At 40.9% G+C, this 24,755-nt stretch carries 19 protein-coding genes and 1 CRISPR repeat array; of the genes, 6 read left to right on the plus strand and 13 right to left on the minus strand.

What is annotated here, in order from left to right; all coding sequences use genetic code 11:
* Positions 1–40: 40 nt before the first annotated feature.
* Positions 41–580, minus strand: a complete 540-nt coding sequence (locus C0213_10150) for a TetR family transcriptional regulator (protein ID AUX12745.1) — start codon at positions 578–580, stop codon at positions 41–43.
* 136 nt (positions 581–716) lie between these two features.
* Between C0213_10150 and C0213_10155 the strand changes: the two genes are divergently transcribed.
* The 4 genes from C0213_10155 (at position 717) to C0213_10170 (ending at position 3,779) form a co-directional block, all read left to right on the plus strand.
* Positions 717–1,283, plus strand: a complete 567-nt coding sequence (locus C0213_10155; protein ID AUX12746.1) for a galactoside O-acetyltransferase — start codon at positions 717–719, stop codon at positions 1,281–1,283.
* A 150-nt stretch (positions 1,284–1,433) separates the two neighbouring features.
* Positions 1,434–1,745: a rhodanese-like domain-containing protein gene (locus tag C0213_10160; protein AUX12747.1), complete on the plus strand. Its 312-nt coding sequence runs from the start codon at positions 1,434–1,436 to the stop codon at positions 1,743–1,745.
* Positions 1,746–1,751: 6 nt separating this feature from the next.
* On the plus strand, positions 1,752–3,416 hold the full coding sequence (locus C0213_10165; GenBank protein ID AUX12748.1) for a CoA-disulfide reductase: 1,665 nt from the start codon (positions 1,752–1,754) through the stop codon (positions 3,414–3,416).
* Positions 3,417–3,518: 102 nt separating this feature from the next.
* Positions 3,519–3,779: a hypothetical protein gene (locus C0213_10170; GenBank protein ID AUX12749.1), complete on the plus strand. Its 261-nt coding sequence runs from the start codon at positions 3,519–3,521 to the stop codon at positions 3,777–3,779.
* A gap of 169 nt (positions 3,780–3,948) precedes the next feature.
* Here C0213_10170 and C0213_10175 read toward each other — a convergent pair whose 3' ends face one another.
* The 3 genes from C0213_10175 to C0213_10185 are packed head-to-tail and all read right to left on the minus strand — an operon-like array spanning position 3,949 to position 7,244.
* Positions 3,949–4,722, minus strand: coding sequence for a MerR family transcriptional regulator (locus C0213_10175; protein ID AUX12750.1), 774 nt, complete (start codon positions 4,720–4,722; stop codon positions 3,949–3,951).
* Between the two features lie 57 nt (positions 4,723–4,779).
* Positions 4,780–6,300, minus strand: coding sequence for a glycine/betaine ABC transporter permease (locus C0213_10180; GenBank protein ID AUX12849.1), 1,521 nt, complete (start codon positions 6,298–6,300; stop codon positions 4,780–4,782).
* A gap of 5 nt (positions 6,301–6,305) precedes the next feature.
* Positions 6,306–7,244, minus strand: coding sequence for a proline/glycine betaine ABC transporter ATP-binding protein (locus C0213_10185; protein ID AUX12751.1), 939 nt, complete (start codon positions 7,242–7,244; stop codon positions 6,306–6,308).
* 159 nt (positions 7,245–7,403) lie between these two features.
* Between C0213_10185 and C0213_10190 the strand changes: the two genes are divergently transcribed.
* Complete coding sequence (locus tag C0213_10190) at positions 7,404–8,738, plus strand: NAD(P)/FAD-dependent oxidoreductase (GenBank protein AUX12752.1); 1,335 nt, start codon at positions 7,404–7,406, stop codon at positions 8,736–8,738.
* A gap of 37 nt (positions 8,739–8,775) precedes the next feature.
* Here C0213_10190 and C0213_10195 read toward each other — a convergent pair whose 3' ends face one another.
* Positions 8,776–10,248, minus strand: coding sequence for an MFS transporter (locus C0213_10195; protein AUX12753.1), 1,473 nt, complete (start codon positions 10,246–10,248; stop codon positions 8,776–8,778).
* A 189-nt stretch (positions 10,249–10,437) separates the two neighbouring features.
* Entirely contained in the window at positions 10,438–10,920 is a 483-nt protein-coding gene (locus C0213_10200; protein ID AUX12754.1) for a MarR family transcriptional regulator, read from the minus strand.
* 168 nt (positions 10,921–11,088) lie between these two features.
* On the opposite strand from C0213_10200, the gene C0213_10205 reads away from it, so the two are divergent.
* Positions 11,089–12,030, plus strand: coding sequence for an alcohol dehydrogenase (locus tag C0213_10205; GenBank protein AUX12755.1), 942 nt, complete (start codon positions 11,089–11,091; stop codon positions 12,028–12,030).
* Here C0213_10205 and C0213_10210 read toward each other — a convergent pair.
* The 7 genes from C0213_10210 to C0213_10240 all read right to left on the minus strand — a co-directional run bounded on the left by C0213_10210 (position 12,027) and on the right by C0213_10240 (position 24,643).
* The gene (locus C0213_10210; GenBank protein AUX12756.1) at positions 12,027–12,713 is read right to left on the minus strand and encodes a hypothetical protein; all 687 of its coding nucleotides are present in this window, start codon (positions 12,711–12,713) and stop codon (positions 12,027–12,029) included. The genes C0213_10205 and C0213_10210 overlap by 4 nt on opposite strands.
* An 80-nt stretch (positions 12,714–12,793) precedes the next feature.
* Positions 12,794–13,582 (minus strand): hypothetical protein, encoded by a 789-nt coding sequence (locus C0213_10215; GenBank protein AUX12757.1) that lies wholly within the window; start codon positions 13,580–13,582, stop codon positions 12,794–12,796.
* A gap of 18 nt (positions 13,583–13,600) precedes the next feature.
* Complete coding sequence (locus C0213_10220; protein ID AUX12758.1) at positions 13,601–14,395, minus strand: hypothetical protein; 795 nt, start codon at positions 14,393–14,395, stop codon at positions 13,601–13,603.
* Positions 14,396–14,748: 353 nt separating this feature from the next.
* A CRISPR array of direct repeats spans positions 14,749–16,564; the repeat unit is 36 nt; unit sequence GCTATTGTTTCCTTCAACATTCGGTTAAGATGAAAT.
* Between the two features lie 52 nt (positions 16,565–16,616).
* Entirely contained in the window at positions 16,617–16,937 is a 321-nt protein-coding gene (gene cas2 / locus C0213_10225) for a CRISPR-associated endonuclease Cas2 (protein AUX12759.1), read from the minus strand.
* Complete coding sequence (locus tag C0213_10230; GenBank protein ID AUX12760.1) at positions 16,930–17,829, minus strand: type II CRISPR-associated endonuclease Cas1; 900 nt, start codon at positions 17,827–17,829, stop codon at positions 16,930–16,932. Before C0213_10230 ends, cas2 begins: the two co-directional genes overlap by 8 nt.
* A 19-nt stretch (positions 17,830–17,848) precedes the next feature.
* Positions 17,849–21,166 carry a type II CRISPR RNA-guided endonuclease Cas9 gene (cas9, locus tag C0213_10235; GenBank protein ID AUX12761.1) on the minus strand — a complete coding sequence of 1,106 codons (3,318 nt, stop codon included), beginning with the start codon at positions 21,164–21,166 and terminating at the stop codon, positions 17,849–17,851.
* A gap of 936 nt (positions 21,167–22,102) precedes the next feature.
* Positions 22,103–24,643: a BREX-1 system phosphatase PglZ type A gene (locus C0213_10240; GenBank protein AUX12762.1), complete on the minus strand. Its 2,541-nt coding sequence runs from the start codon at positions 24,641–24,643 to the stop codon at positions 22,103–22,105.
* Positions 24,644–24,755: the final 112 nt, after the last annotated feature.

Genomic DNA, 24,755 nt, shown 5'->3' on the forward strand with positions numbered 1-24,755 from the left:
AAGGGTTTCGATATGGTTATTCTAGGAGATTTGTCCAAATTTAACGATTATTATCTAGTACTTGTTGCAAGGTGCCATTTAACATCCGATGCATCCGCTGATAGAATTCAACTTTCGATTCTTGTAGGTTGGTCACCAACCATTGAATGATCTGTGTCGCTAACGCCCAACCATAAAAATTGGCCATTTCATCACGCAAGGTCGGTGGACAAGCCGGTTGCAGATCATCAACAACCCCAGTGACCATGTTAAACGCAACGCGGTATAAAAACCGGCCTAATAAGTCGCGATTCAGGGAGTGAAACGTATTTAAACAAAATTGACGATTGGTTTCAATGTAACGCAACAAAAGATCCAACCCCTTGGCCCAATCTTGTTCTTTTTGGTAGGCCGCCAGTTGAGACACAATCTCGCGATTATAAATCCACGCGACTAACTCATTAATATCGGCAAAATGATAATAAAAAGTATTACGGGCAACGTTGGCCTGATGCGTCAACTGATTAACAGTGATATGATCAACCGGTGTCGTTGCCATTAGTAGTTTCAGATTTTGGGCCAAGTTTTGTTTGGTATCCATCTCAAATAACCTCCACTTGATAATTACCTTTAGCATCCCACAGATAGTTGGTCCTCGCAACTGCCGGTTCCAATTTGCACTTCCATTAAAAGTGTTCTATCGTTAAAGATAACAATTAACGGAGGCGACTTATAATATGCACGAAACTGACGACGCTTTTAGGGCGATGACCAACGGGGAATGGTATTTTGATTCAGCGGTCACTATTCAAAAACGGGATGCAACCCGCCTTGCCTTACAAAAGGCCGGCCAAATCTTAGATAACGATGCACGGATGGCCACCATCCAAAAATTACTCGGCCACACCGGTAGCGACTTTTTCATCGAAACCGGTTTTGAATTTAGCTTCGGCCAAAATATTTCAATCGGCGACCATTTTTACGCCAACCGTAACGTCATTATTTGCGATGAAGCACCGGTGACGATTGGCAACTATTGTAAATTTGGGCCGGGGGTCTCTCTTTTAACCCCCTACCACCCAATCGATCCCCAAGAGCGCGCCACCAAAAAAGAAATCTCTAGCGCGATTACGCTTGGTGATCATGTCTGGTTAGGCGCCAATGTCACCATTCTACCCGGAATTACACTCGGCAATAACGTTGTCGTTGGTGCGGGCAGTGTCGTCACAAAATCCTATCCGGATAACGTGATTTTAGTCGGTAATCCCGCACGTATCTTGCGAGAAATCCCTAGCGTTCAATAAACAGCATTAAGCCATCTTAAGTATGGCTTTTTTTGAGCGCTAAAAAGTTATTCTGGATTAAATCAACTTTTTTTAGCGCATCGGTTGACGAGCTGATTCATAATCTATATTATACCCCTATAGGGTATAATATAGATTGGAGAGACGTTTATGTTTAACTTTTTCAAAGAGTCACCTAGCATCTCGACCACAGAATTAGCAAAGGCACTAACAAAAAACACCGCTTTAATTGATGTCAGAACACCCGTTGAATTTCGATCAGGACACATTCCAGGCGCCCGCAATATCCCACTAGCAAACATGCCAACCTTTACGGGGAACCAAAAGCAGCCGATTTATTTAATTTGCCAATCTGGTATGCGCAGTAAAAAAGCAGCCCGATTTTTAGAAAAACAGGGGTATCATGCTATCAATGTCCGTGGCGGTATGCATCAATGGGCCGGCACTATCAAAAGGGGGTAACACACTATGAAGAAAATTATTATTATTGGTGGCGTTGCAGGCGGAATGTCAGCAGCCACTAGATTACGACGTTTAATGGAAGATGCTGAAATTATCGTATTAGAAAAAGGGCCTTTTGTTTCTTTTGCTAATTGCGGCCTTCCCTATTATGTTTCTGGGGAAATCGCCAGTAAAGATGCATTACTTGTCCAAACACCACAATCCTTGAAAGCACGATTTAACTTAGATGTCCGCCCAAATAATGAAGTAATTGCCATTCAACCTGATAAAAAGCGGGTAACCATTAGCCATGGCAATGCAATTACTGAAGAAAACTATGACGCCCTCATCCTTTCACCCGGCGCACGACCGCTCGTTCCAACGATCCCGGGCCTAGAAACGGCAACCAATGTCTTCAGTTTACGCAATGTCCCTGATTTAGAAGCAATTATGGCAGCTATCGATCGCAACAAAGCTAAACACGCTACCGTTATCGGTGCCGGTTTTATCGGTTTAGAGATGGCCGAAAACTTAAAAAAACGGGGTTTATCCGTCACAATCGTTGAAAAAGCCCCCCACGTCCTGCCCTCTTTAGACGAAGAAATGGCTGCCTCTGTTCATAAAGAATTGCTGAATAATCAAGTTACCGTAATAACTTCCCAGTCTGCAGTTGCATTTAAAAACCACGGTCATGAAATTGTCTTAGAAGACGGTTCAACAATTTCATCGGATTTAACAATTTTATCAGTTGGCGTCCAACCTGAAACAACGCTCGCTAAAGAAGCTGGTATCACTTTAGGAATGCGCGGTGGCATCCTTGTAGATAGTAACTACCGAACAAATTATCCTGATATCTATGCAGTTGGTGACGCCATTTTGGTTAAACAACAGCTAACTGGAGAAGAGGCGTTAATCTCATTAGCCTCGCCAGCTAACCGCCAAGGCCGCCAAGTAGCAGATGTCATCGCTGGTTTACCTAGAAAAAATAAAGGCAGTATCGGCACTGCGATTGTCCGGGTCTTCGGTCTAAGTGCAGCATCAACCGGTTTCAGCGAACATATGGCTAAGCAAAGTGGCCTAAATGTTCAAGTCGTCCACGTGGCCGGAAAAGATCATGCTGGTTATTATCCTGATGCAAAAGATATCCTCTTAAAACTCATTTTTGAACGTGAAACGGGTCGGATTCTTGGCGCGCAAGCTGTTGGTGCAAAAGGTGTTGATAAACGAATTGATATTCTAGCAACAGCAATTAAAGGTAACCTCAACATTGAGGACTTACCGGAACTAGAACTGACATATGCCCCACCGTTTGGATCAGCAAAAGACCCCGTCAATATGCTTGGCTACGCCGCATTGAACCTATTTGAAGGTATCAGCGATAACCTGCAATGGTCTGAATTACCAGAAGCATTAGCGAGCGGCAAAATTTTATTAGATGTCCGCAATCCGGATGAATTAATTAATAATGGCCGCTTTAAGCAAGCTATGCACATCCCACTAGATGAACTACGCGAGCGGATTGGTGAATTAGATCCGGACAAAGCATACATCATCACCTGTCACAGCGGCTTGCGTAGTTATGTAGGTGAGCGCCTATTAAAACAAGCGGGCTTTAATGTTCAAAATCTAGATGGTGCTTTTGCCTTATACAATACCGTTAGGCCAAATGATATCGTCCATAGCGCGCTCTAAAAAGTAAATACTTCCGATTTAACTGCTCACTTTTTAAACGAAAAAAGCGTATAATATGACGAATATCATCGCAGAAGATCTTTATGAAGTGGAGAAAATAAAATGGCAAATTGTGATAAATCAATTATTAACCGGTTAAGACGGATTGAAGGCCAAACTCGAGGAATCCAAAAAATGATTGCTGAAGAAAGTGATTGCCAACAGGTAATTACCCAATTAAACGCTGTCCGTTCAGGGATTGACCGTGTAATGGGAATTATCGTTGCTGAGAATCTTCAAGCGTGTTTAGAAAATCCCGATGAGGACCTAGCTATTCAACAACATAAAATCGAACAAGCCGTCAATATGATTATCAAAAAATAACCCTCTAAATCACTAAATTGAATCCCTACTAAGCATCTAACGTCCAATCTTATTTGAGACGCTAGATGCTTTTTTGGTGCGCTAACTAATTAATCCTAATACTTTATCTGCGCTGTTTAAGCGCCCACAAAAAAACACGACCCCTTCTAGAAGTCGTGTCTCCTATTTTTTATTTACCCCCGACCGTATAATGATCGATAATCCTTTTTAAGGCCGTTGCTGCACCTTGATTGCCCACTAATTTCGTATAGTAAGCCGCAAATCGTTCGTCCGCCACATACATCGCCGCTAAACCGCGGTGCATGGCTAAACTATAACGTGGTGTCGCCGTTTTCAGCCACGTTTGATGGGCTTTAAATGCCGCTTGTGCTGCTTCTGACGGTAATTGCGGTTGCGCCAAGTAAGTTTGCAAGGCCGTCGTTAAGCTGCCCTCAGCGGCTTGCATCGTCGCATACTGCGCTTTGGTTAAACCCGCAAAATGTTGATCCGCCGCTTGCTTGGCTTGTGCGCCATAGTTTGCCGTCACTTCTTGCCCATAGCGTTGATCATTTTCAGTGATTGCCTGTTGTTTGAACTGTTCGAATTTAGTTTGGTCGGTCATTTGAGAACCTCCAGTTTGATTTTGAAGGGTGGCATCTAACTGCGCCAAAGTCGCCGTCAACACTGCTTGTTGCTTGGCAAGTTCCTCCCGTTTAGCCGCTAAATGCGTCAGCCGTTCTACTGGCGGTAATGCCAATAACTGCTGAATCTCAGCCAAGCTAAACTGTAATTGCCGGTACATCAAGATTAACTGCAGCCGATCCGCGTCCTGACTCGAATAGCTTCGATAACCGTTGCTAGCAACCACCGGCACCAGTAACCCGCGCTCGTGATAATACCGCAGTGTGCGCTCAGAAACACCAGTCAATTCAGCGAAAGCTTTAATCTGATAATTCATCGCCATCCCCCCTTCAAAATCCACTATAAGACCTGACGTGGCGTGAGGGTCAAGCGCCAATTATCATTTATTGATTAATTTTTGGTCAACCAAGAAATCATGGGCCACATCACGCGCTTTACGGTGTTTGACTTGAACCTGGTAGTTCATCTGTTGCATCTGATCTTCAGTAATCTTCCCGGCTAGCTTGTTGAGCGCTTTGACGACTTCTGGATGGGCCTTTTTGAAGCGCTCCTTCATAATCGGTGCGCCTTGATAAGGTGGGAAGAAATGCCGATCGTCTTTTAAAACAACTAGCTTGTAGCGCGCCACTTCCGCATCGGTGGTATACCCGTCGACCACATCGACCTTGCCATCCGCAATCGCTTTGTAGCGGATGCTAGGTTCCATAATTTTAGCATCTAGTTGCAATTGATACGTCTTCTTCAAGCCTTGATAGCCATCTTTTTGATGATAAAAATCCGGGTCAAAGCCGGCCGTCAACGATTGGTTCAAGGCCGCCAAATCCGAAATCGTTTTAACGTTATATTTCTTGGCAAAAGCCGCACTAACCGCCAAGTCGTAACCATTTTGATAGCGCATTGGTGGCAAGTATGCCATCTTGAATTGTTCTTGGAGCGATTTTTTAGCGAGTTGGTACGTTTTAGTTGGATTCTGGTTGGTCTTGGTTGGCGATTTCACCAACGTTTGTAAGACCGTACCCGTAAATTCTGGATAGATATCAATTTGATCGGCCTTCAACGCGTTAAATAAGAAGGTCGTGCCACCAAAATTCGGTTTAACCGTCACCTCATATTGCGGATGATCGGCCAAAATGAGGTCACGATACATATTCATCAAGATTTCGGGCTCACTGCCTAACTTACCGGCAATCGTAATTTTAGTTGGTGGTGCTTGGAGCCGTGTCACGCCTTCTACAAGGCCAAAAAGCCCCACAAAAATGGCCAAGCTAATCGTAATCTTTTTGAACGATAATGTCCCTAACCAGCGAATCAGCGCGCTAACCACTAACGCCAAAACAGCCGAGAGCGTTGCCCCGACCACTAACAAGGCATTATTATTCGACTGAATCCCGACCAAGATAAAAGTCCCCAGACCGCCCGCGCCAATCAAGGCCGCCAAAGTTGCCGTTCCGATAATCATGACTAGCGCAATCCGCAGGCCCGAAATAATCAGCGGCATCGCCAACGGTAGCTCGATGCGTAATAAGCGCTTCGCACGCGGTAAGCCAAAAGCAATCTCCGCTTCTTTTAACGCCGGATCAATCCCGCTGAGTCCCGCGTATGTATTTTGAAAAATCGGCATCAATGCGTATAAGACTAACGTAATCACTGCCGGCACCGTACCAATCCCAACGAGTGGGATCAATAATCCTAAGAGCGCCAACGACGGAATCGTCTGTAGGACACTTGTCACTTGCAACATCGCTTCGGCAAGTTTTTGGTGCGCAGTTAAAATAATCGCGAGTGGAATCCCAATGACCGCCGCAATTAAGAGCGCCAGTAATGAGATTTCCAGATGTTGGCCGAGCGCTTGCAATAATTCGCCCGATTGAGTCGTTAAAATCTGCTGAATCTGTTGAATCATCATTAAAGCCCCCGTTTCGCAATGAGCGTCGTTAAATCAGTCGTCGTCAATTGCCGTTGTGTTTGGTCCTCAAGTGCCACGACGACCCCTTCAGGTTGCGCGATTAAGGCTTGGGCCAAGGCCTTGATGGAGGCTGTCATGGCAATCGTTTCCGGTTGCCCGCTAACCAAGGTTCCCAAATCTGCAGCCACTAAATCTTGCACCGTCAAGGTCGTTGGTTGGCGTTCAATATCGAAAAATTCACGGACGAAGTCGTTTTTCGGTTGGTTAAAAATCGCTTCGGCCGTTCCAATTTGTTGAATGCTCCCCGCCCGCATGACCGCAATTTCATCGCCCAAGCGCAGGGCTTCTTTCATATCATGGGTCACAAAAACAACCGTATTATGCAATTGCTTTTGCAAATCCAATACGAGATCTTGCAATTGTGTCCGCGTCACAGGATCAAGCGCGCTAAACGGTTCATCCATTAAAATCACTTTGGGTTTGGTCGCCAGCGCCCGAATAATCCCAATTCGCTGTTGTTGCCCCCCAGAGAGCTCACTAGGGTAGCGGTTGGCATATTTATCCGGATCCAGATTAACCAGCATTAACAGCTCCCGAGCACGTTTTTGGCGATCAGCTTTAGACCACTTCAAGACTTCAAGTTGAATCGTAATATTTTCTTCGATGGTTAAATGCGGAAAAAGGGCGATATTTTGTAAAACATAGCCGATGTTAAGCCGGAGGGTCTGTAAATCCATTTGGTCAATTGGCTGACCATCAATTTTAATCGTCCCACTAGTTGGTTCGATCAACCGATTAATCATTTTGACCGAGGTCGTTTTCCCGCTACCACTAGGGCCGACCAACACAAATAGACCATTGTCTGGAATGGTTAATGTTAAGCCGTCTAATGCTCGGCTTTGGCCGTATTGTTTGGTAACACCTTCAAATTCAATCATGCAATCCTCCTTTTGCCGTTCAAAGATATGTTAACTCATTGTACCACTTACAAAAAGTCCCACCAATTGACGTGCTTGAAGCCGTCAATCTTATTTTTTTGATTCACTTTTACACTGTGCTACGATGAAGCCAAAGCAATCAATTAAGGAGGGTTTAATATGAAAACACATTTTGACACCATCGTGATTGGTGGTGGCCCCGGCGGCTTGGCAGCGGCCTACCGCTTGGCGGAACAACAGTCCGTCTTAGTCGTCGAAAATGATTTATGGGGTGGTACTTGTCCCAATCGCGGTTGCGATCCTAAAAAAATGCTCTACTCGGCCGTTGAAGCCATTGACCACCAGCACGCCATGCAAGCTAGTGGTTTGGTCGGCACCAGTTATATCAATTGGCCTCAACTGATGGCTTTTAAACGCCAATATACCACCCAAATTCCGGACGGCACCTTAAGTGGTCTACAAAGCGCTGGCATTCGTACAGTAACTGGTACTGCCCACTTTATCGCTGACCACTATTTACGCGTCAATGAAACGGATTACACGGCTGATCACTTCATCATCGCAACCGGTCAAACCCCAACGCTGCCTGCAATTGAAGGACGCGATCTTTTACAGACCAGCAATCAATTTTTAGACCTGGATCACCTCCCTGCTAAAATAGCCTTCATCGGTGCCGGTTATATCGCCATCGAGTTAGCGAACATCGCCGCCACAGCGGGCGCTGAAGTCCATATCATTCAACACAACAACCGGATTTTACGCGATTTTCCAGAAACCATGACGACCGAATTGATTACCAGCCTTCAAAATAAGGGCGTTCAGTTCCATTTCGAAACAACGGTCACCAAAGTCCATGAGACCACCAAAGGCCTCGTGCTCAACAACGCAGGGGGCTTCACACTAACCGTGGATGCCGCTTTTGCCGCACTCGGGCGTCACGCCAATATCGACCAACTCAACTTACCCGCAGCGGACGTTGTCACTGGCCACCACGGTATTCAAGTAGACGATCACTTAGTCAGCAGTAACCCGCGGATCTACGCTATTGGCGATGTCGTTGATCGGCCCCAGCCTAAATTGACGCCAGTCGCCGGCTTTGAAGGGCGCTATGTAGCCGATCAACTTCTCCAAACCAATTCAGACCCCATTGCGTATCCGCTCATTCCACACACGGTTTACGCTAGCCCCCAGATTTCACAAGTCGGTATCTCTGTTCAAACCGCACAAGAAAATCCTGATCAATATCGACTTAATCAACAAACAACCACCAAGTGGTACACGTTCAATCGGATTAAGGAACCAAACGCGATGGTCACAACGATTTTTGACCGCCAAACCAACCAACTCGTCGGCGCGGCAGCCTACACCGCGATTGCCGAAGAATTAATCAATTATTTGACACCCCTCATTAAAAATCACACGACCGTGGCTGAACTCACCGATACAATCTACAACTACCCAAGCCCCGCCAGTGATTTGAAATATTACTACTAAAAAAGTGTTGAAGACCAACTGGGCCTTCAACACTTTTTTAAATACTGCTTTCTTTTTTCGCTTTTCCTTGTAACCACAGATTAAAGGCGAGCACGATCACCAAGAGCACTGTCGCAATCAACATAATATTGTGTAAGCCTTGGTACATAATCGCGCGCATTGCTGGTAAGAGGTGCGCTGGCAATTCGTGCACACGTTGGAGATTGCTCAACTTGTTCATCATCGCCATCGTGATTTGGCCGTGTGATTTGGCAATCCCTTGCGTTAAAGCATGGTTTAAAATCACGCCGTAAATCGACGACATGAACGTTTGACTCAGAATCCGTAAGAGATAAGCAAATGAGGTCGCAATGGGCACATCGCGCGTCTCAGCGTCTTCTTGGACACTAATTTGCAAGACGTTAAAACTCATCCCAAGGCCGAACCCTTCAAAAGCGCCCATCAATAATAAAAACCAAAATGGTGCCCGATCGCCTATCATTAACATCCCGCTAAAGGCGATTAAAAAAGCGACGGTCCCCAAGGTCACTACGCGGTGTTTCCCTAAGCGTGGTTGAACTGCCGGCCCAGCCAGCGAACCAATCAAGTTAGTGACCGCGCCTGGAATTTGCGTCATTCCGCCGAGTAACGCACTCAAACCTAGTAACCCTTGCGCCCACATTGGAATATAAATGTTAAACGCGATAAACGCGCCCCATAAAACGACGAATAGGATGAAATCAGTCACCAATTGCAGATTTTTAAACAACCGGTTCGGTACGATTGGATCGGCCGCGCGATCTTCCACTCGGTATAATACAACTAACAAGGCCAAGCCTGCGACGATTAACCCAATAATCAGCGTCAACGAGCCAGTCCCAATCATTTGAATCCCGGTCAATAACGTCACCAAACTGGTAATCATAATACCGGCACCTAAGTAATCGACGCTGCCACTGAGATGTACTTTAGGTTGTTCTTTGAAGAAATACCGCACGCAGAGAATGGATACCAATGCGATTGGCACGTTGATGTAAAAGACCCAGTGCCAACTAAAGGTATCAACAATCCAACCACCAATCAGTGGCCCGACAATCGAAGCCGCACTATAACTCGCAGTGGCATAACCGATAACTTGCGCCCGCTTGCGCAAATCTTGGTATAAATCAGCATAAATGATGAATGGCAAGGTGTTCATCCCACCAGCACCAATCCCCATGACGGTTCTAGCAATCAGGAAGAAAACGATGTTCCCAGAAACCGCCTGAAAAATCGAACTGATCGCAAACAACAACGTTGCCAATTGATAGGCCCGCCGATTGCCGATGTGTTCACCCAACTTACTCCATAAAGGCGTGGCCACCGCCATCCCCAACAAGAAGACCGCCACAATCCAGCCCATATATTGAATCCCGTGCAAATCACTAATGATTGCTGGCAAGGCCGTATTAATGATTGTCCCATCAAGCCCCGCCATCATATTTGATAATAATAATGCCAGTGTTACTAAAAGTGTATTCTTCTTATTCACTATCAACTTACTCCGTATTTTCTATTTTTTATTTATTATAGTATAAGCGCCGCTATTTAACGAGCGCACTTCAACGGCTCAATTGCTTTTATTATCATACACCTTTAAGTTGACTGGAAGACAAACAAAAAAGGCCCCTTTTCAGGTTCCTTTTTCAATGTCACTTCGAACCGTTTTTGAGATTTCGAATTAAAGATTTTCGCGCGCCGCTATCATCTGTTCGATAAATTGCGCAATAGTCTCAACTTCAGCTTCGGAGTAGTTGGCTAAAACAGCTTCATAGTTTTGGCGTTGCCGTTGATGTAATTGATGATGCAGCTCACCGATTTCTTGTCCGCGGGCCGTAATTCTCAGTACAACGGCTTTTTGATTCTCCGGCGTGTGAAATTTTTCAACCAACCGATTCTTAGCGAGGCGCTGAATATAGCGCGATAACATCCCTTGCGACAATTCGGATTGTGCCTGTAGCTGCTTAAACGGGATTGCTTCGCCTGCCTGTGCCAGTTGGGTCAAAATTGCCAATTCTGAATGCGTCAATTTCTTGGCTTGAGCCATCATCTCCGGCGTTTTATTGGCCTGTAAATGCTGCAATAGCCACTCGCGCTCAGGATCTTGATCATTTTCAGCATGTAATTTGGCGATCATTTCTTGGAGCTTTGCTAATTTAGACATTTTTAATTACCTGTAATATATCTGTTGACTTTCATGAATTTAGAATCTATACTAATTTTACATTACAGGTAATTAAAAAACAAGAATCTTTCACTTTTACAGTTAACCGGGTTATTTTCACCCTAATTCATTACCAGTAATTAATCCTATAAAAAAGAGGTTTTTAATATGCAAGCAGCAGTTGTAACAGATTTTAAACAAGATCCTAAATTTGATAACCAATTTCCAACACCAACCCCTCACCAAGATGAAGTCCTCATTAACGTGATTGCCTCATCCCTTTCTAATCGGGTGCGCTCCGGAGCAGCCGGCAGCCACTACACCTCCACGGACCAACTACCAATGATCCCCGGTGTCGATGGCATCGGCACTTTACCAACCGGTGAACAAGTTTATTTCGCCAGCGAAGGTACTTTTGCTGAACAAGTCGCCGTCAAAAAAGGCCACTGGGTAACCGTTCCCGATGGCCTTGATGCGCTTAAATTAGCAGGCATGATGAATCCCGCGCTTTCTTCTTGGATGGCCCTAAACTACCGTGCCAATTTTAGTGCCGGTCAAAAAGTTATGATCCTGGGCGCTACCGGTAATGCTGGTATGATGGCCGTTCAGATTGCCAAACGCTTAGGCGCTTCAGAAATTATCGCCGTCGCCCGCAATACAGAGCAGCTCAAGACACTAACTGACTTAGGCGCTACACAACTGGTCGATCTCTCTGCAGAACCCGCACAACGCAATGCTCAACTCGCTAAAGCTGGTAGTGACGTTGATATCGTCCTGGATTATCTTTGGGGCGACGTTGCAGCAAACGCCATGACCGCCATCATCCCCCACCGCCAAAATGCCGAACAACTTTTGCAATGGGTTGAAATCGGCTCATCTGCTGGCCAAACCGCACCCATTCCAGGGGCTGCCTTCCGCGCTGTCGCTTTGCGCTTAATTGGCTCCGGCCAAGGTTCAGTTGCGCCTATCAATATCATGAAGTCCTTGCACGCCATTTTAACCGCTGAAAAAGAACACCCTTTTACTTTTACAACTCGGACACTACCATTATCAGATGTTGAAGCTGGCTGGCATCTTCCTGGCAATGAACGCCTCGTTTTCACTATCTAGTCGGTCCCTCGCACCACAGCATCGCGCCGCATACGAATCCCGTATTCCGCCAAGCCAATCACAACCGCAATCGTCAACAGAATGAGGAGACTCTTCCAATCTTGTTTCAAGATTAATAAATCTCCAGCAAAGGCATAAATAAAAGCAACGATCGTCGAACCGGCTAAACAAGCCCAGCTTTGTGCTTTAGCCGTTAAATGCGTATCACCGGCGGCTAGATTCACAAAAGCAGTCGGAATCATTGGTACTGCATAACCAATCAAGACGCCCACGGCCGGATGCCGCATTTTAACTAACGCACGATAAACGCGTGAATCCGGCTTTTTGTGGCGGTGATCCCGCACTCTGGTCAATAACTGCACTTGCAGTAAATTCCCGAGTGTTAAACCAATCGCATTAACGACAAAGCCACCCCAATGCCCTAGGCAAACCCCGACAAGCATCGCAACCGCTGAAGTCGGCGCGCCAGGAATCACTGTCATCACGACCATCACTAAGCCAAACACCAAGAACGCATATGGCCCCAGATGACGGATATCCAACACATATTGCCGATAATCCTGCCACTGCGCTAAAAAGGCAACGACCGTCCTCTGATGGCGCCAACCAATCAATAAAATAATCAGTGCTAGTAAGATGACACTTACCGCCAGTACCAGCCGCTTTTGTTGGTGTACTGTCATTAGATTGCCTCCTTATTTGGGTAACACATCAACACCTGATAGTCACATATTAAAAACATGCCTCAATAGTTTACCCAAATTTAATTTAAACCTCTAATAATAAACTCTTTTCTTTCATTTGTTATTAAAAAATCGATGCTTTCAGTCTGTGTATACTGAATAACAATGCCATTTTTATTATATGCGTCTACAAGTTCTTTCAAAATGACTCTAAAATTAGACACTCCTATCAATCTATCCCTTGTATTACCACTATTAACATTGCGTAATAACCGTTCTTTATCAAAATCAATAACCGTAAACAAATTATAATAAGCTAAAAAAACACCCGCAACAGATCTAATCTGCGTTGCTTCTATAAATTGACGGTAGTACTGGGCAACCTTTAAGAAATCCGCATAACTCTTAAACCTAAACTTTCCTTGTTTAACCACGTCTAAAATTTTTACTTTTCGACGATCGATCAATCCATAACCAACACAAATAATATCAGTTGGCCTAATAAATGGCATATTTTGAATCGCTTCGTTTAATCTTAAATACTCGTCGTTTCCTTGATTTGCGTAATGCCGAATGTAATCGCTAATCTGCCAACGCTTAGCAGTTGTATTAATCTCAACCACATCATTCTCACTTTTTTTAGGAGTCACGTAATAAATAATCGGTTTCCCTAATTCTTTAGCATAAGTATAACGATGCTGGCCATCGATAATATTAAATTCTTCATCTACTAAAATTGGATTCTTAATGCCTTCAGTAGCGATTGATTCATTTAATAAATCAAATTTAGTAATGTCACGATTATATTCTAAAATCTTAAATTGTTGATAATTATATGTTTGATATATTTTACTAAAAACTCGATCCATTCCTTTTCCTTTCAGCTACTATATATTTAGAAGCTCTCTTGATTTTTCAGATAATATATTAGGTAATTTATTATTCTTCACTTCAAATTTTATCCTACTATTTTCACTTGCGTTATGTTTTGCATTATATAGCTTAACCATTTTAATCATAATATTAGTTTGACTTCTATTGCCTCGTAGCTCGCTTAGAACCTTCGAGTCAATTAAATATTCAGGCAATTTTTCGATTTTAATATTTCTTATCGTGTACAACTCAAAATAGGCCATAAATAGTTGTTGATAGCTCTTTAAACCGGTCATTTCAATAAATCGATTATACTCATTAATGAAACGACGGTAGGCATTATAATTATAAAAATTAAACCCACCCATATGAACCTGTAGAACACCACTTGATATGCCACCACTACGTCCCATCCCAGTCCTTGCCATCGAAGATAGTGGAATATGTGGATTCTTACTATGTAACTCTGATAACTTCATATACTCTTCATTACCCTCCACAGTATAACGATGTACATAATCGGACAATGTCCAATTATGTGTCGTCCGATTCATTTTTATAATATCTTCAAAGGTGATTCCACTCACAATTCTATAAAGTATTGGTCGATTCGTTTCTTTAGCAGCAAGAAACCTCGCCTGTCCGTCACCGATTTCAAACCCATTATTCACAATGATTGGTACTAACATACCATTCTCACTAATAGATTTTTTTAAAGTACGTCTCATCTCAGGTTTACGATTACCTTCAAAATATTTAAATTGACCATAGTTTTTTGTTATGTAGATTTCTCCAACAACTTCATCCATTCCTATCACTCCTAAAAATAATTACGTTCTCGAAAATTAGACACAAAAATAACCATAATTACCGCCAAATCAATAAACCATTTTAGATAAATAGTTATTCATTGTTTTTGGGCGCACTCATGGCTAGTCTAAAAAGTTGTTAAATTCAAAAAAAAACGTACAATAGGACTTGTAGGTATTTGTGGATCAGACTCGAATCTAGCCACAATGCTTATAAAGTAAAATAGATACGGCAATATCTATTTTACTTGCCCGCTTCGGCGGGTTTTTTTATGCTCTAATCTCAATTTAAAACGTAGAGTTATCAGTAAGTTAAAATAGTTTAACTTCACTATCAATTATACCACACATATATTCTAAATTATCCCTACGCCATAAAAAGATGAAATAGTAGAAACGAACGTGGGGTAGGGGATGAGCTATTGTTTCCTTCAACATTCGGTTAAGATGAAATTCCTGACGTAGCTGTAAGCTACCGTCATAAGCTATTGTTTCTTTCAACATTCGGTTAAGATGAAATGCCCTATCTGTTCAATTTCAACGTGATGGAGCTATTGTTTCCTTCAACATTCGGTTAAGATGAAATCAACTTGCCCTCATCATCTAAAGATAATTTGCTATTGTTTCCTTCAACATTCGGTTAAGATGAAATCGCCATGAAATGGTGTTCCAAGTGTCTAGCGCTATTGTTTCCTTCAACATTCGGTTAAGATGAAATTCTATGTTTCATCATCATCACTCCTTAATTGCTATTGTTTCCTTCAACATTCGGTTAAGATGAAATAGAGCGAGTCGTCTGATAACACGTACTTTTGCTATTGTTTCCTTCAACATTCGGTTAAGATGAAATACGGAAAAACTCTTTCTTCGATGAGTCAGGGCTATTGTTTCCTTCAACATTCGGTTAAGATGAAATAAATCATTAAGGAGATGCTAAATGGATAATGCTATTGTTTCCTTCAACATTCGGTTAAGATGAAATTTTAAATAGCCACCTTCGTAATCTTTGATTGCTATTGTTTCCTTCAACATTCGGTTAAGATGAAATTCCGCCCTGCGCCGCATTGAAGTTAGCAGCGCTATTGTTTCCTTCAACATTCGGTTAAGATGAAATTATCATTAACGCTAATCGCACGCGGATTGAGCTATTGTTTCCTTCAACATTCGGTTAAGATGAAATGATAAAGAGGCAATTATCACGACTAATGCCGCTATTGTTTCCTTCAACATTCGGTTAAGATGAAATCTGTAAATCCCGTACTCAATCAATGCTGCAGCTATTGTTTCCTTCAACATTCGGTTAAGATGAAATTTTCAGAAGTGTCATCCTAGCAACGATTGAGCTATTGTTTCCTTCAACATTCGGTTAAGATGAAATATATCCAATTAGCGCTACGGACTGGCCAATGCTATTGTTTCCTTCAACATTCGGTTAAGATGAAATTACGCGACTTTTGTTCTGTCGGATTGTTCTGCTATTGTTTCCTTCAACATTCGGTTAAGATGAAATTTCAGTCGCCGGTACTGCTTTACGTGGTGCGCTATTGTTTCCTTCAACATTCGGTTAAGATGAAATTTGGAATCAAAACTTAACAAGCTCGATAAGGCTATTGTTTCCTTCAACATTCGGTTAAGATGAAATGTCGCTTTGATGATCACTACGAAAGAGTATGCTATTGTTTCCTTCAACATTCGGTTAAGATGAAATATTGATGCGTTATTAACTGGGTGCGTGAGGCTATTGTTTCCTTCAACATTCGGTTAAGATGAAATACAAATTGATGAATTAGGTTTCAGCGAAATGCTATTGTTTCCTTCAACATTCGGTTAAGATGAAATTTAACGTACGATTAGGCTTGAAGTAAAGCTGCTATTGTTTCCTTCAACATTCGGTTAAGATGAAATATCGCTTTTTGGCTTACGCTGCGCAATGTAGCTATTGTTTCCTTCAACATTCGGTTAAGATGAAATAAATGAAAAACTATATATTCAATACGGGCAGCTATTGTTTCCTTCAACATTCGGTTAAGATGAAATGGGGATGAAATCGGACTGCAAGAGTCTGGTGCTATTGTTTCCTTCAACATTCGGTTAAGATGAAATTTTCGGTGCGTGAAGCTATTGCGCGTGGATGCTATTGTTTCCTTCAACATTCGGTTAAGATGAAATACCTTCACTAAAAAAGCCCGATATCATAACGATATCGAGCCTTTTTTAATGGTCAAAATGTAGTCAACTGGTTCCCATCGACTTTTTCCTCATTAGGTAGCCGATCCCCTACAAGTAACCGCATTTCATCAAACTGTTTCTCTGTCACAATCAATAATCGTACTGACCCCTTTTCGGGCAAATTATCATTTAATCGATACTCATATTTTTTTGACATATCATAGCCATTCACAATCCGATAATAGACAGAATATTGCATCATTACATAACCTTCACCCAGTAAATACTGCCGGAATTTACTGGCCGCCCGCCGATCTTCTGCCTTAACCACCGGTAAATCAAACATCACTAATAAACGCATATATTTACTCATACTCGTGAGCTCGCAATCGGACTAATTCCGGCAATTTTAGTCCTGCAGCTGAATCATTTCGACAACACATTGTATACGAGGAAACTACTTTATGAATAGCATTATTTAGCGTATGATACTCGCCATCAATCAATACTTCTGTAAACAATAGTGCAAACAGTGCTTGTTTATTTTCAGAAGTTAATACCTCTTCCAATTGTTCAATATTTTGACTAACCCACAGATCGACAAATGGTCTAAAAGGTTCCATTAAATCATCTGCTAAGTTAAACGGATTTAATTCGTTATGATGGAATAATCCTAGTGCTGGTTCAAAACCGTATGCACAGATATCTCGCGCAACTGCGCCACGGACAATCGCATAACCGTAATTCAAGGCACCATTCAAGACGTCATCGGTCCGCCGAGTAAATTGGTCGTTGAACAACAATCTGAAATAAAGTCGTGCTGCTTGTGATTCTTGATGACTTCGATCACCTTCAAGCACTTGTTTGCCCATTACTTCAAGCTCAACAGATGGTCGCCCATTCAGCGCTAAACACTTAGCTTGATTAGCAATTTTTTGTTTCATCACTTTTTGCCAAAGGCGATCTTTTAGTTTTGAACGAACATGCATTTGAATTGTCAATGCTTCAAATTTTTTGAAATATTGACCAACCGGTAAAATAATTGCACAAGGGAGATGCTTTTGATCGCAAGTAAAGACCGCCACTTCAGCCTCTGCTAATACCGATAAGGCAGGTGTTGTAATTGTACATTGTGGATGGTCGATCATAATACTATTAATATCATCGACCGGTATTGTATAATCTTCCTCTTGTTGAATCACCAACTGTTGCCGCCGAATACTTAGACGGGTTGGTTTTTGAATGTAGATATTACGAAAGCCCATTAAACCATCTCTTTTTATCTTATTTAAAGGTTAAACGTTTTTTCTCTTTCACTCGATGATATTCACCGAAATAATCAACTTGATATTTTTCGAAGGTTAGTAAGGTAGCGATACCAATACTAGTTGCAGAATAACTATTATCATGTGCTTTTACTTGAATACTAGCAGTTGATATGCTGGCACTATTAAAGTATCCGTAAAAATCCGCTACAGTCTCTGGATCAGAATCTAATTTTTCCTTATCATACTTAGGTTTGAATCCATCCTTCGATTTAATATGGATCATATCGCCTTGATAAAGCGAAAAGAGAAACTCATCATCCCCTGTTATATAATTCCAATCCTCATGTATCTTATCTCTTGTCACATATTGCATCGGTAATTCCTTTTCCACCGTATCCTTCACGTAAATGGGAACAAAGACGTATTTCTTCGGTGTTTTGAAAACATCTATCCGAACCATTGAACCATTGTCAGCAGCCGATTTTCCTTGATCCAAGACGGTTGAAATTGTCGTCTTTTTAATAAACTTCACTTTACGGACCAACTTCTTGGTCCCATGATCCATATATTCCAAATAACCATTAGGAAATGCTTTTTTGCCATCATTATCATGTGCATTTAAAGCTTCAATTAAAGCTTTTTCAACAACCGATCCGCCACCATTATCACTATAGTACGGACTATCACCGGTTCCTAGTACACCTTTTTTATTAATTTTTAGGTTCGTAATCGCGGTGCGTGAAATAACCTTACCTTCTTTTAGTAACTTGCCACTTCGAATCGTATCAAGATGGGCTGGCCCAGTCACCTTTCGATTAGGTGTTCGGACGACAAAGATTGGTTTCAATGCCGCTAATTCTTCGGCTGTATAATGTTGCCAAGTATGGTTCTTGCTAAATTCGGCAGGATCGGAAGCGGTCCGCATTTCTAATTCATCACGGAATTGATCCCAGGGCAATGGAAAGTCGTTGAAAATTTTACTAAATAATTTCGCGTTTAATTTTTGACTTTCTTCGGCATACTCATTATCGTTTAGTTCCTCTGTATGCCAAAGCGCCTTATTATACTTCACTTCCTGATTATAACTATAATGAGTTACTTTACGGATAAATGTAGGTGAGATAGCGCCAATGACAACCGCATCAACAGCATGATGCACATCACCATTTTCACGGACCTTCCGAATTCCCCACCGGCCACGAATCTTAGAAGTCACCTCGCCATTTAAGGCCAATACACGTTGCTTCTTATCTAGCGTCTCGGAGAATTCTATTTCATTACGGAAGTAATTGTAGAGTACTTTTGAAATATACCGGGTATCATTAATATTGCGCTTCTTCCACCCCGACACTTCATCCTTACTCAATTGACGCTTCAATAACTTATCCCGTTTACGCGGATTGTGAATCGAATTAGTCGCAATCGCTTCTAACTTAGCAATGCGATCCGGTTGATCTGCTAGATAGTCAAGCGGAATCCGGTTGCCCTTTTCACGATTGGCAGCTGAACTCGTTAAAACCTTATTCCCATAACTATCATCAAAACTAATACTATATGGAATAATGTGGTCAATATCATAGCTACCCGTAAAAGCCTGCGTTAACTTAATTTTTTGGCCAGTATAGGGGTCAAATTCATTTTGTTCCTCAAATAACTTGTAGCGAATAATATTTTCCCCATTAACATTAAGTCCTAATTCTCGAAGTTTCTCAGCAACTTTTTCATTACGTTGCCGACCTTCTTCTTGTTGCTTCGTGATCTCTTTTCGTTTTTCTAAAGTCTTTCCAAGTTCGCGCGCTAATTCAATATTTATGCTGTCAGGTTTACCATAGCGTCTAATAATTTGTTTTACGACTTTAATTGTTTTATAAACAGTGCGCCGAACAACTGGATTCGTGATATCTTCATCAAAATTAATTTGTTTTGACTTAAAATCATAGCCCGCATTTTCCGCTGCTTCGCTATAAACTTGACCCATTTCTAAATATGGAATAATATTTTGCATTGCTTTTAGAGATAAATGACCAAACTTGGAAAAGTTCAACCCTAATAATTTTTCAATAATTGCTTCTGGTAATTTTAATTCTTCTTCAAAATATCGACGACGCCGTTTATCACTTGAATAGGCAGTTAGCGCAAACCCGATATGATCCAACAGGGCCGTATTTGCCATCAATTCCTCTGGTAATACTTTGGCAAGTTTATGATAAGCATTCATTGCAATAAACTTGGTGCCTTCAGTCTTAATCTTATCCTCTTTGGCGCTGTATGTTAATAAGTTAAAACTAGCCTCATCGTTTAACTTCAATAATTTACGAATTTGCGTGTATTTAAGTGTTTGTTTCTGATAAGCTGCTTGGATTAACAGATCCCGTTGCTCACCAGTTAGTGGTTTAAAGTTGCCACCAACCATTTCTCGATACTGTAAACTATTTACTTTTTGCAATAAATTGAAGTACTCAAAAGTGGCAGTTGCTTTGGCCGCCCGATTTTCATTTGGTTCAAATGTACAGCGACCAATCATTTTTAAAATTTGATCACCAGCATAAGGACCTGCACCAGGGCCTTCATCGAAGTCCCGTTGTGCCATAAAAATACCGGCGTGTTCTTGTCCGTTTTTATCTGTATAGCCAGATAAATAAACCTGTTCAAATTGAGCCGTAATTACTGAATTGCCAAATGATTTTTGAGCTGCAAATAACTTTTCAATTTCAGCATATAATAGATCACGACTCGGCGTTCCCAAATAACCATCAACATACGCTTTATTTCGTTTATGCTCAGCATATTTGGCATCATTTAGATAAAGTTCCCCCACCGTTCGATAATTTTTTTCAGCTAGGTCCTTTTTGATTTCTTCGATTGAATTCAGTAATAACCCCATCTGCTTTTTATCAGCCGGATCACTCGGATCTAATTCAAACTTACGATTTGATTTAAACCCACGATGCGTAACGAAATAATAAAGCACCCTAAACAGCTCTTCATTTGTTAATAGCCGATCTAACCCGGCCACCCTTAATTCATAAATTGACCGTTCAAATTTAGGATCTTTATATATATTTTCAATCTGTTTCTCGGACAATATTCCTTCATTAATAAATAACCGTTTCGTCCGATGCTTTCTAAAATTAGTCCGCCGATTACGTCGACGTAACCCCCGTTTATCGCGCCGTGGCGCCGCTAATGAAGCCCCAGTTTTAGGTTGTTCCGCTCTTGGAAATATAACGGAATTCATTTGTAAAATCTTGAAGGGAACACCGTTCTCATCGGTCGCTAAAACTGAATAGCCAATTGAAGCAATCCCCAAATCCAACCCGATTTTGTAACCCATTAAATCCACTCCTTTTTATTTCTTATTTTTGTGACTTGTGCGACAAGCCCGTTTAATTCTTCTTCATCACCATCATTATTTGAAGGAAATAATAGTTTATTTAAAGTATTCTTATTACTTTGGTAATTACTTTTATACCGGAAACTCTTACTCTGATTTCAGAATAAGAATCTATAAATAATGAGATCTTATCGATTATTTTAAAAAACAATCTGTATGAACTCTTTATTGATTACCTAAAAATTGGCCAAACCTCCTCTCTTTGTCATTATAGCTATTATCGGCAACTATTACCACTGTGAAATTAATATCAATCCTTTTAGAATGGCATTGAGAGCGCTAACATTTATAAAAAAGATAGCCCCTAATCACAAATAATTAGGAGCTAGAGCTTTACTAGAGCCCTTCTATTAGGTCTATTATTATTAGGTCCTATATAACTTTATTCGTAATATAGGGACTAATTACTGAATAAATTCCTATGTATATCATACTAGGAACCAATAATTAAATCGGATATATCTACTAATAGAGGTAGATATATCCGATTTAAATCCTATCGTTCACTGGACGGATAATAATACTATTATTATCGATATTCAAAATAACTTGTTCCTTATTCTTCTTCAAACTAATTGTCTCTCCCCGCTCGTTATTAATTAATATTTGAGCCATACTAAAACACCTTCTTTCTACTAACAGTCTTAGTATGCCGATAATTTATCATTATTACTACGCGAGTTTAAGCGCTATCAAAAAGAGCAAAAAGATAGCCCCTAATCATAAATGATTAGGGGCTAGAGCTTTACTGGCACCCTATATAGGGTCCAATTACTATTGTGTCCTTCAAACACTCGGTTAAGATGAAGAATAAGTAGGGAGCGACCCTACCTGTTCAACAATATTATACCAAGAATATTTACTAATAACAATCATTTAATCAATTTCAGGTAAGTCTAATATCACTGATATCTCCTGTCGATCGTTAGGATCAATGATATTTTCAATAATAATTTTAGCCGGTTGATATCGCTCATTTAATGAACTTTGTATAATAATATTTCCCGTCAAAACACGATTGTTAGAACTATCCTGCCGGTAATCTGCAATTAACGTTAATTTATTCGAAATAAGATAACCATCTTTATTTTCAACGTATACGATAACCTCTTTACTTCGACGATTACTTGAAATTGCCTGAATTTGGATAAGGCTCAATGAAAATTGATAACTACTGATAATCGTAAATTCATTTAATAAGGCTAAATCAACCTGTTTAACGGGCTGTGCATGTCGATCGTTCTTAATCGCTATTAACGGAATCATCAATTCTTGCAGGCTAGCACCACCGTGAACATAACGACTTCCACCACCTTGGATTGCTAATCGCTCTAATCCTCTAGGAGTGTGCGCATAATAATCCGGCAAGCTGTGTGGTTTAAAAGTCAATAATGGCTCCTCAGTCGTTGGCTGTTGATCAAGCCAAAACCGTCTATTTCTAACCAAATACTGCGTAGGGCTACTCACTTTATCTATCGATTGTGACATATATTGTTCAAATATAAAGCCATGATCAGCTGTTATAAATATATTCGTCGCCGTAAGATGCCCAACTAAAGCACTTACTAGCTCACTTAACTGCGATAGTGCTAAATCAACTGCCGAAAATATCTCCGACTCCGTTTTAGCATTATCACCTCTGGCATCAATTGTATTATGATAAATATAATTAACAGTCGTTCCATTATATAGTTGTCGTAATTGATCACGACTCATTTTCAAAACATCTTCAGCAGAATTTACCGTTACAACTTCATTAGGTAGTGCATTTTGTAAAATCGTTAATCGGTTTTTCAGCCCTGAACTAAGTCGTTGATCAACTAAAACGTGCCCTTCTCCATCTAACGTTAACTTTTGGTGGGGTAATAGGCTAGCCATCCCTAAATCTGTATAGGACGGAACGTTCCCCTCCATTGCATCTAGCGTCGCATCAAATCGTTGTGATCGATTCAATTTTTCAACTAATTCTTGACCAACCTCATAGCGGAAAGCATCAGATATAATAATAAAAACCCGTTTATTTTCAGACACTAAAGGTGCTATTCTTTGTTTGTAAAATTGACTTATCGGAAGATCGTCACTAAATTGATCCGTTGATTGCGTTTGTATTTTTTGATACCATTGCTGATTTACTAGTACTAAAAAACCATTGCTATAATAACGATTTATCTTATCACGAAGTTCGCCCAATACCGCACTTGGTTGCTTCAAGTCACTATAGTATTGATTAAATTGTCGATACCAACGATCAATTTGCGCTAAATGCGTTTGATAATAATGCCAGAGCTCAGTTTTGTCTTTTTGATGCCATTCACTCTGGGTGGCTAATAAATCAATAGCTCGAATTAAACGTAATGCTATTAGTAAAACCCGATATTCCGTTTTGTATTTAAAATACCAGTGAGTTGCCTGCCTCTCCACAATCGTTTGTTCATATGCATCCAAGTTGAGTCCGTCCTGAACAAGCTGCGTTGTAATCACTTGCACTAGTAGTGCATCCCCAATGGCAAATAATTGTCCTTTTTTCAGAAAATCAATTGGCTTATTCTCTAACACTCTATCTAATTTTAATAAATGTGTAATATAATCAATACTTTTTTCATATATTGTTGTTCTCTGACGTTGATTAGCCCACTGGTTTAAAAATACCGTTACATCATTTGTCTTAGGTAGGTAGTACTTTTGCCAAGACCTAGGTAATCCCGATTCAAACTCAATTTGAGCTTGTGTTTCAAAAATCGCAATCATTAACTTAGCAACAGTTGGCACCTCATCATGAAAACCAAAACGTTTTTCAACCTGTTGCCAAAACCACTCAGGTCGGCCAAAACGTTCAATCTGTTGCCATCCACTCAGATCCTCAAGTGCTTGTTGTCCTAGTAGTGTCATCAGTCCACTTAGAAAACTAAACTCTTTTTCTTTAATCAACACTAAAAAAATGGCTAATTCTATTTTATCCTGTGAAATTACCCGTTCATCCCGAAGTCGATCAACTAAATCAGATTGACGCTTCTGATTATTAAAAAAGGAAGGATATTCATGAATAATGTGTTTTTTCATTTCTTCCGATTGTACATCTAGCTCATCAAACACCTGACTAATCCGATCAGTTCGAAATTCCGGCTGGCTATATAAATAGATATCAATTAACGGATCATGCTGTGTATCTGGACGAGCCGTCATGAAATAGAGTAAAAAGTTTTGATTGGGCTCCAAAATTTCAATTTGATATTTTGTTTTAAAATAATTATGTTGATCAACCTTAATAATTCTTACTCCTGGTAATTTATATTGGTCAATCTCTTCTGAAAAACTACCTTCTACATCATACCAAAAAATAATTCGCCTACTTTGATATTGTTCCAATGGTTGCTTAAACCGTTCTTGGAGTAGTTGCTCCGTATTATCTAAACTCATATATTTCACAACCTTTTTAATTAATCACTAGCTATTGTAACAAACAACCCTGCCAAAATGATACTAATCTAAAAAAACGATACTGATAAAAATTAAATTTTATCAATATCGT

Origin of the sequence: Latilactobacillus sakei (assembly GCA_002953655.1) — a bacterium.
Taxonomy (GTDB): Bacteria; Bacillota; Bacilli; order Lactobacillales; family Lactobacillaceae; genus Latilactobacillus; species Latilactobacillus sakei_A.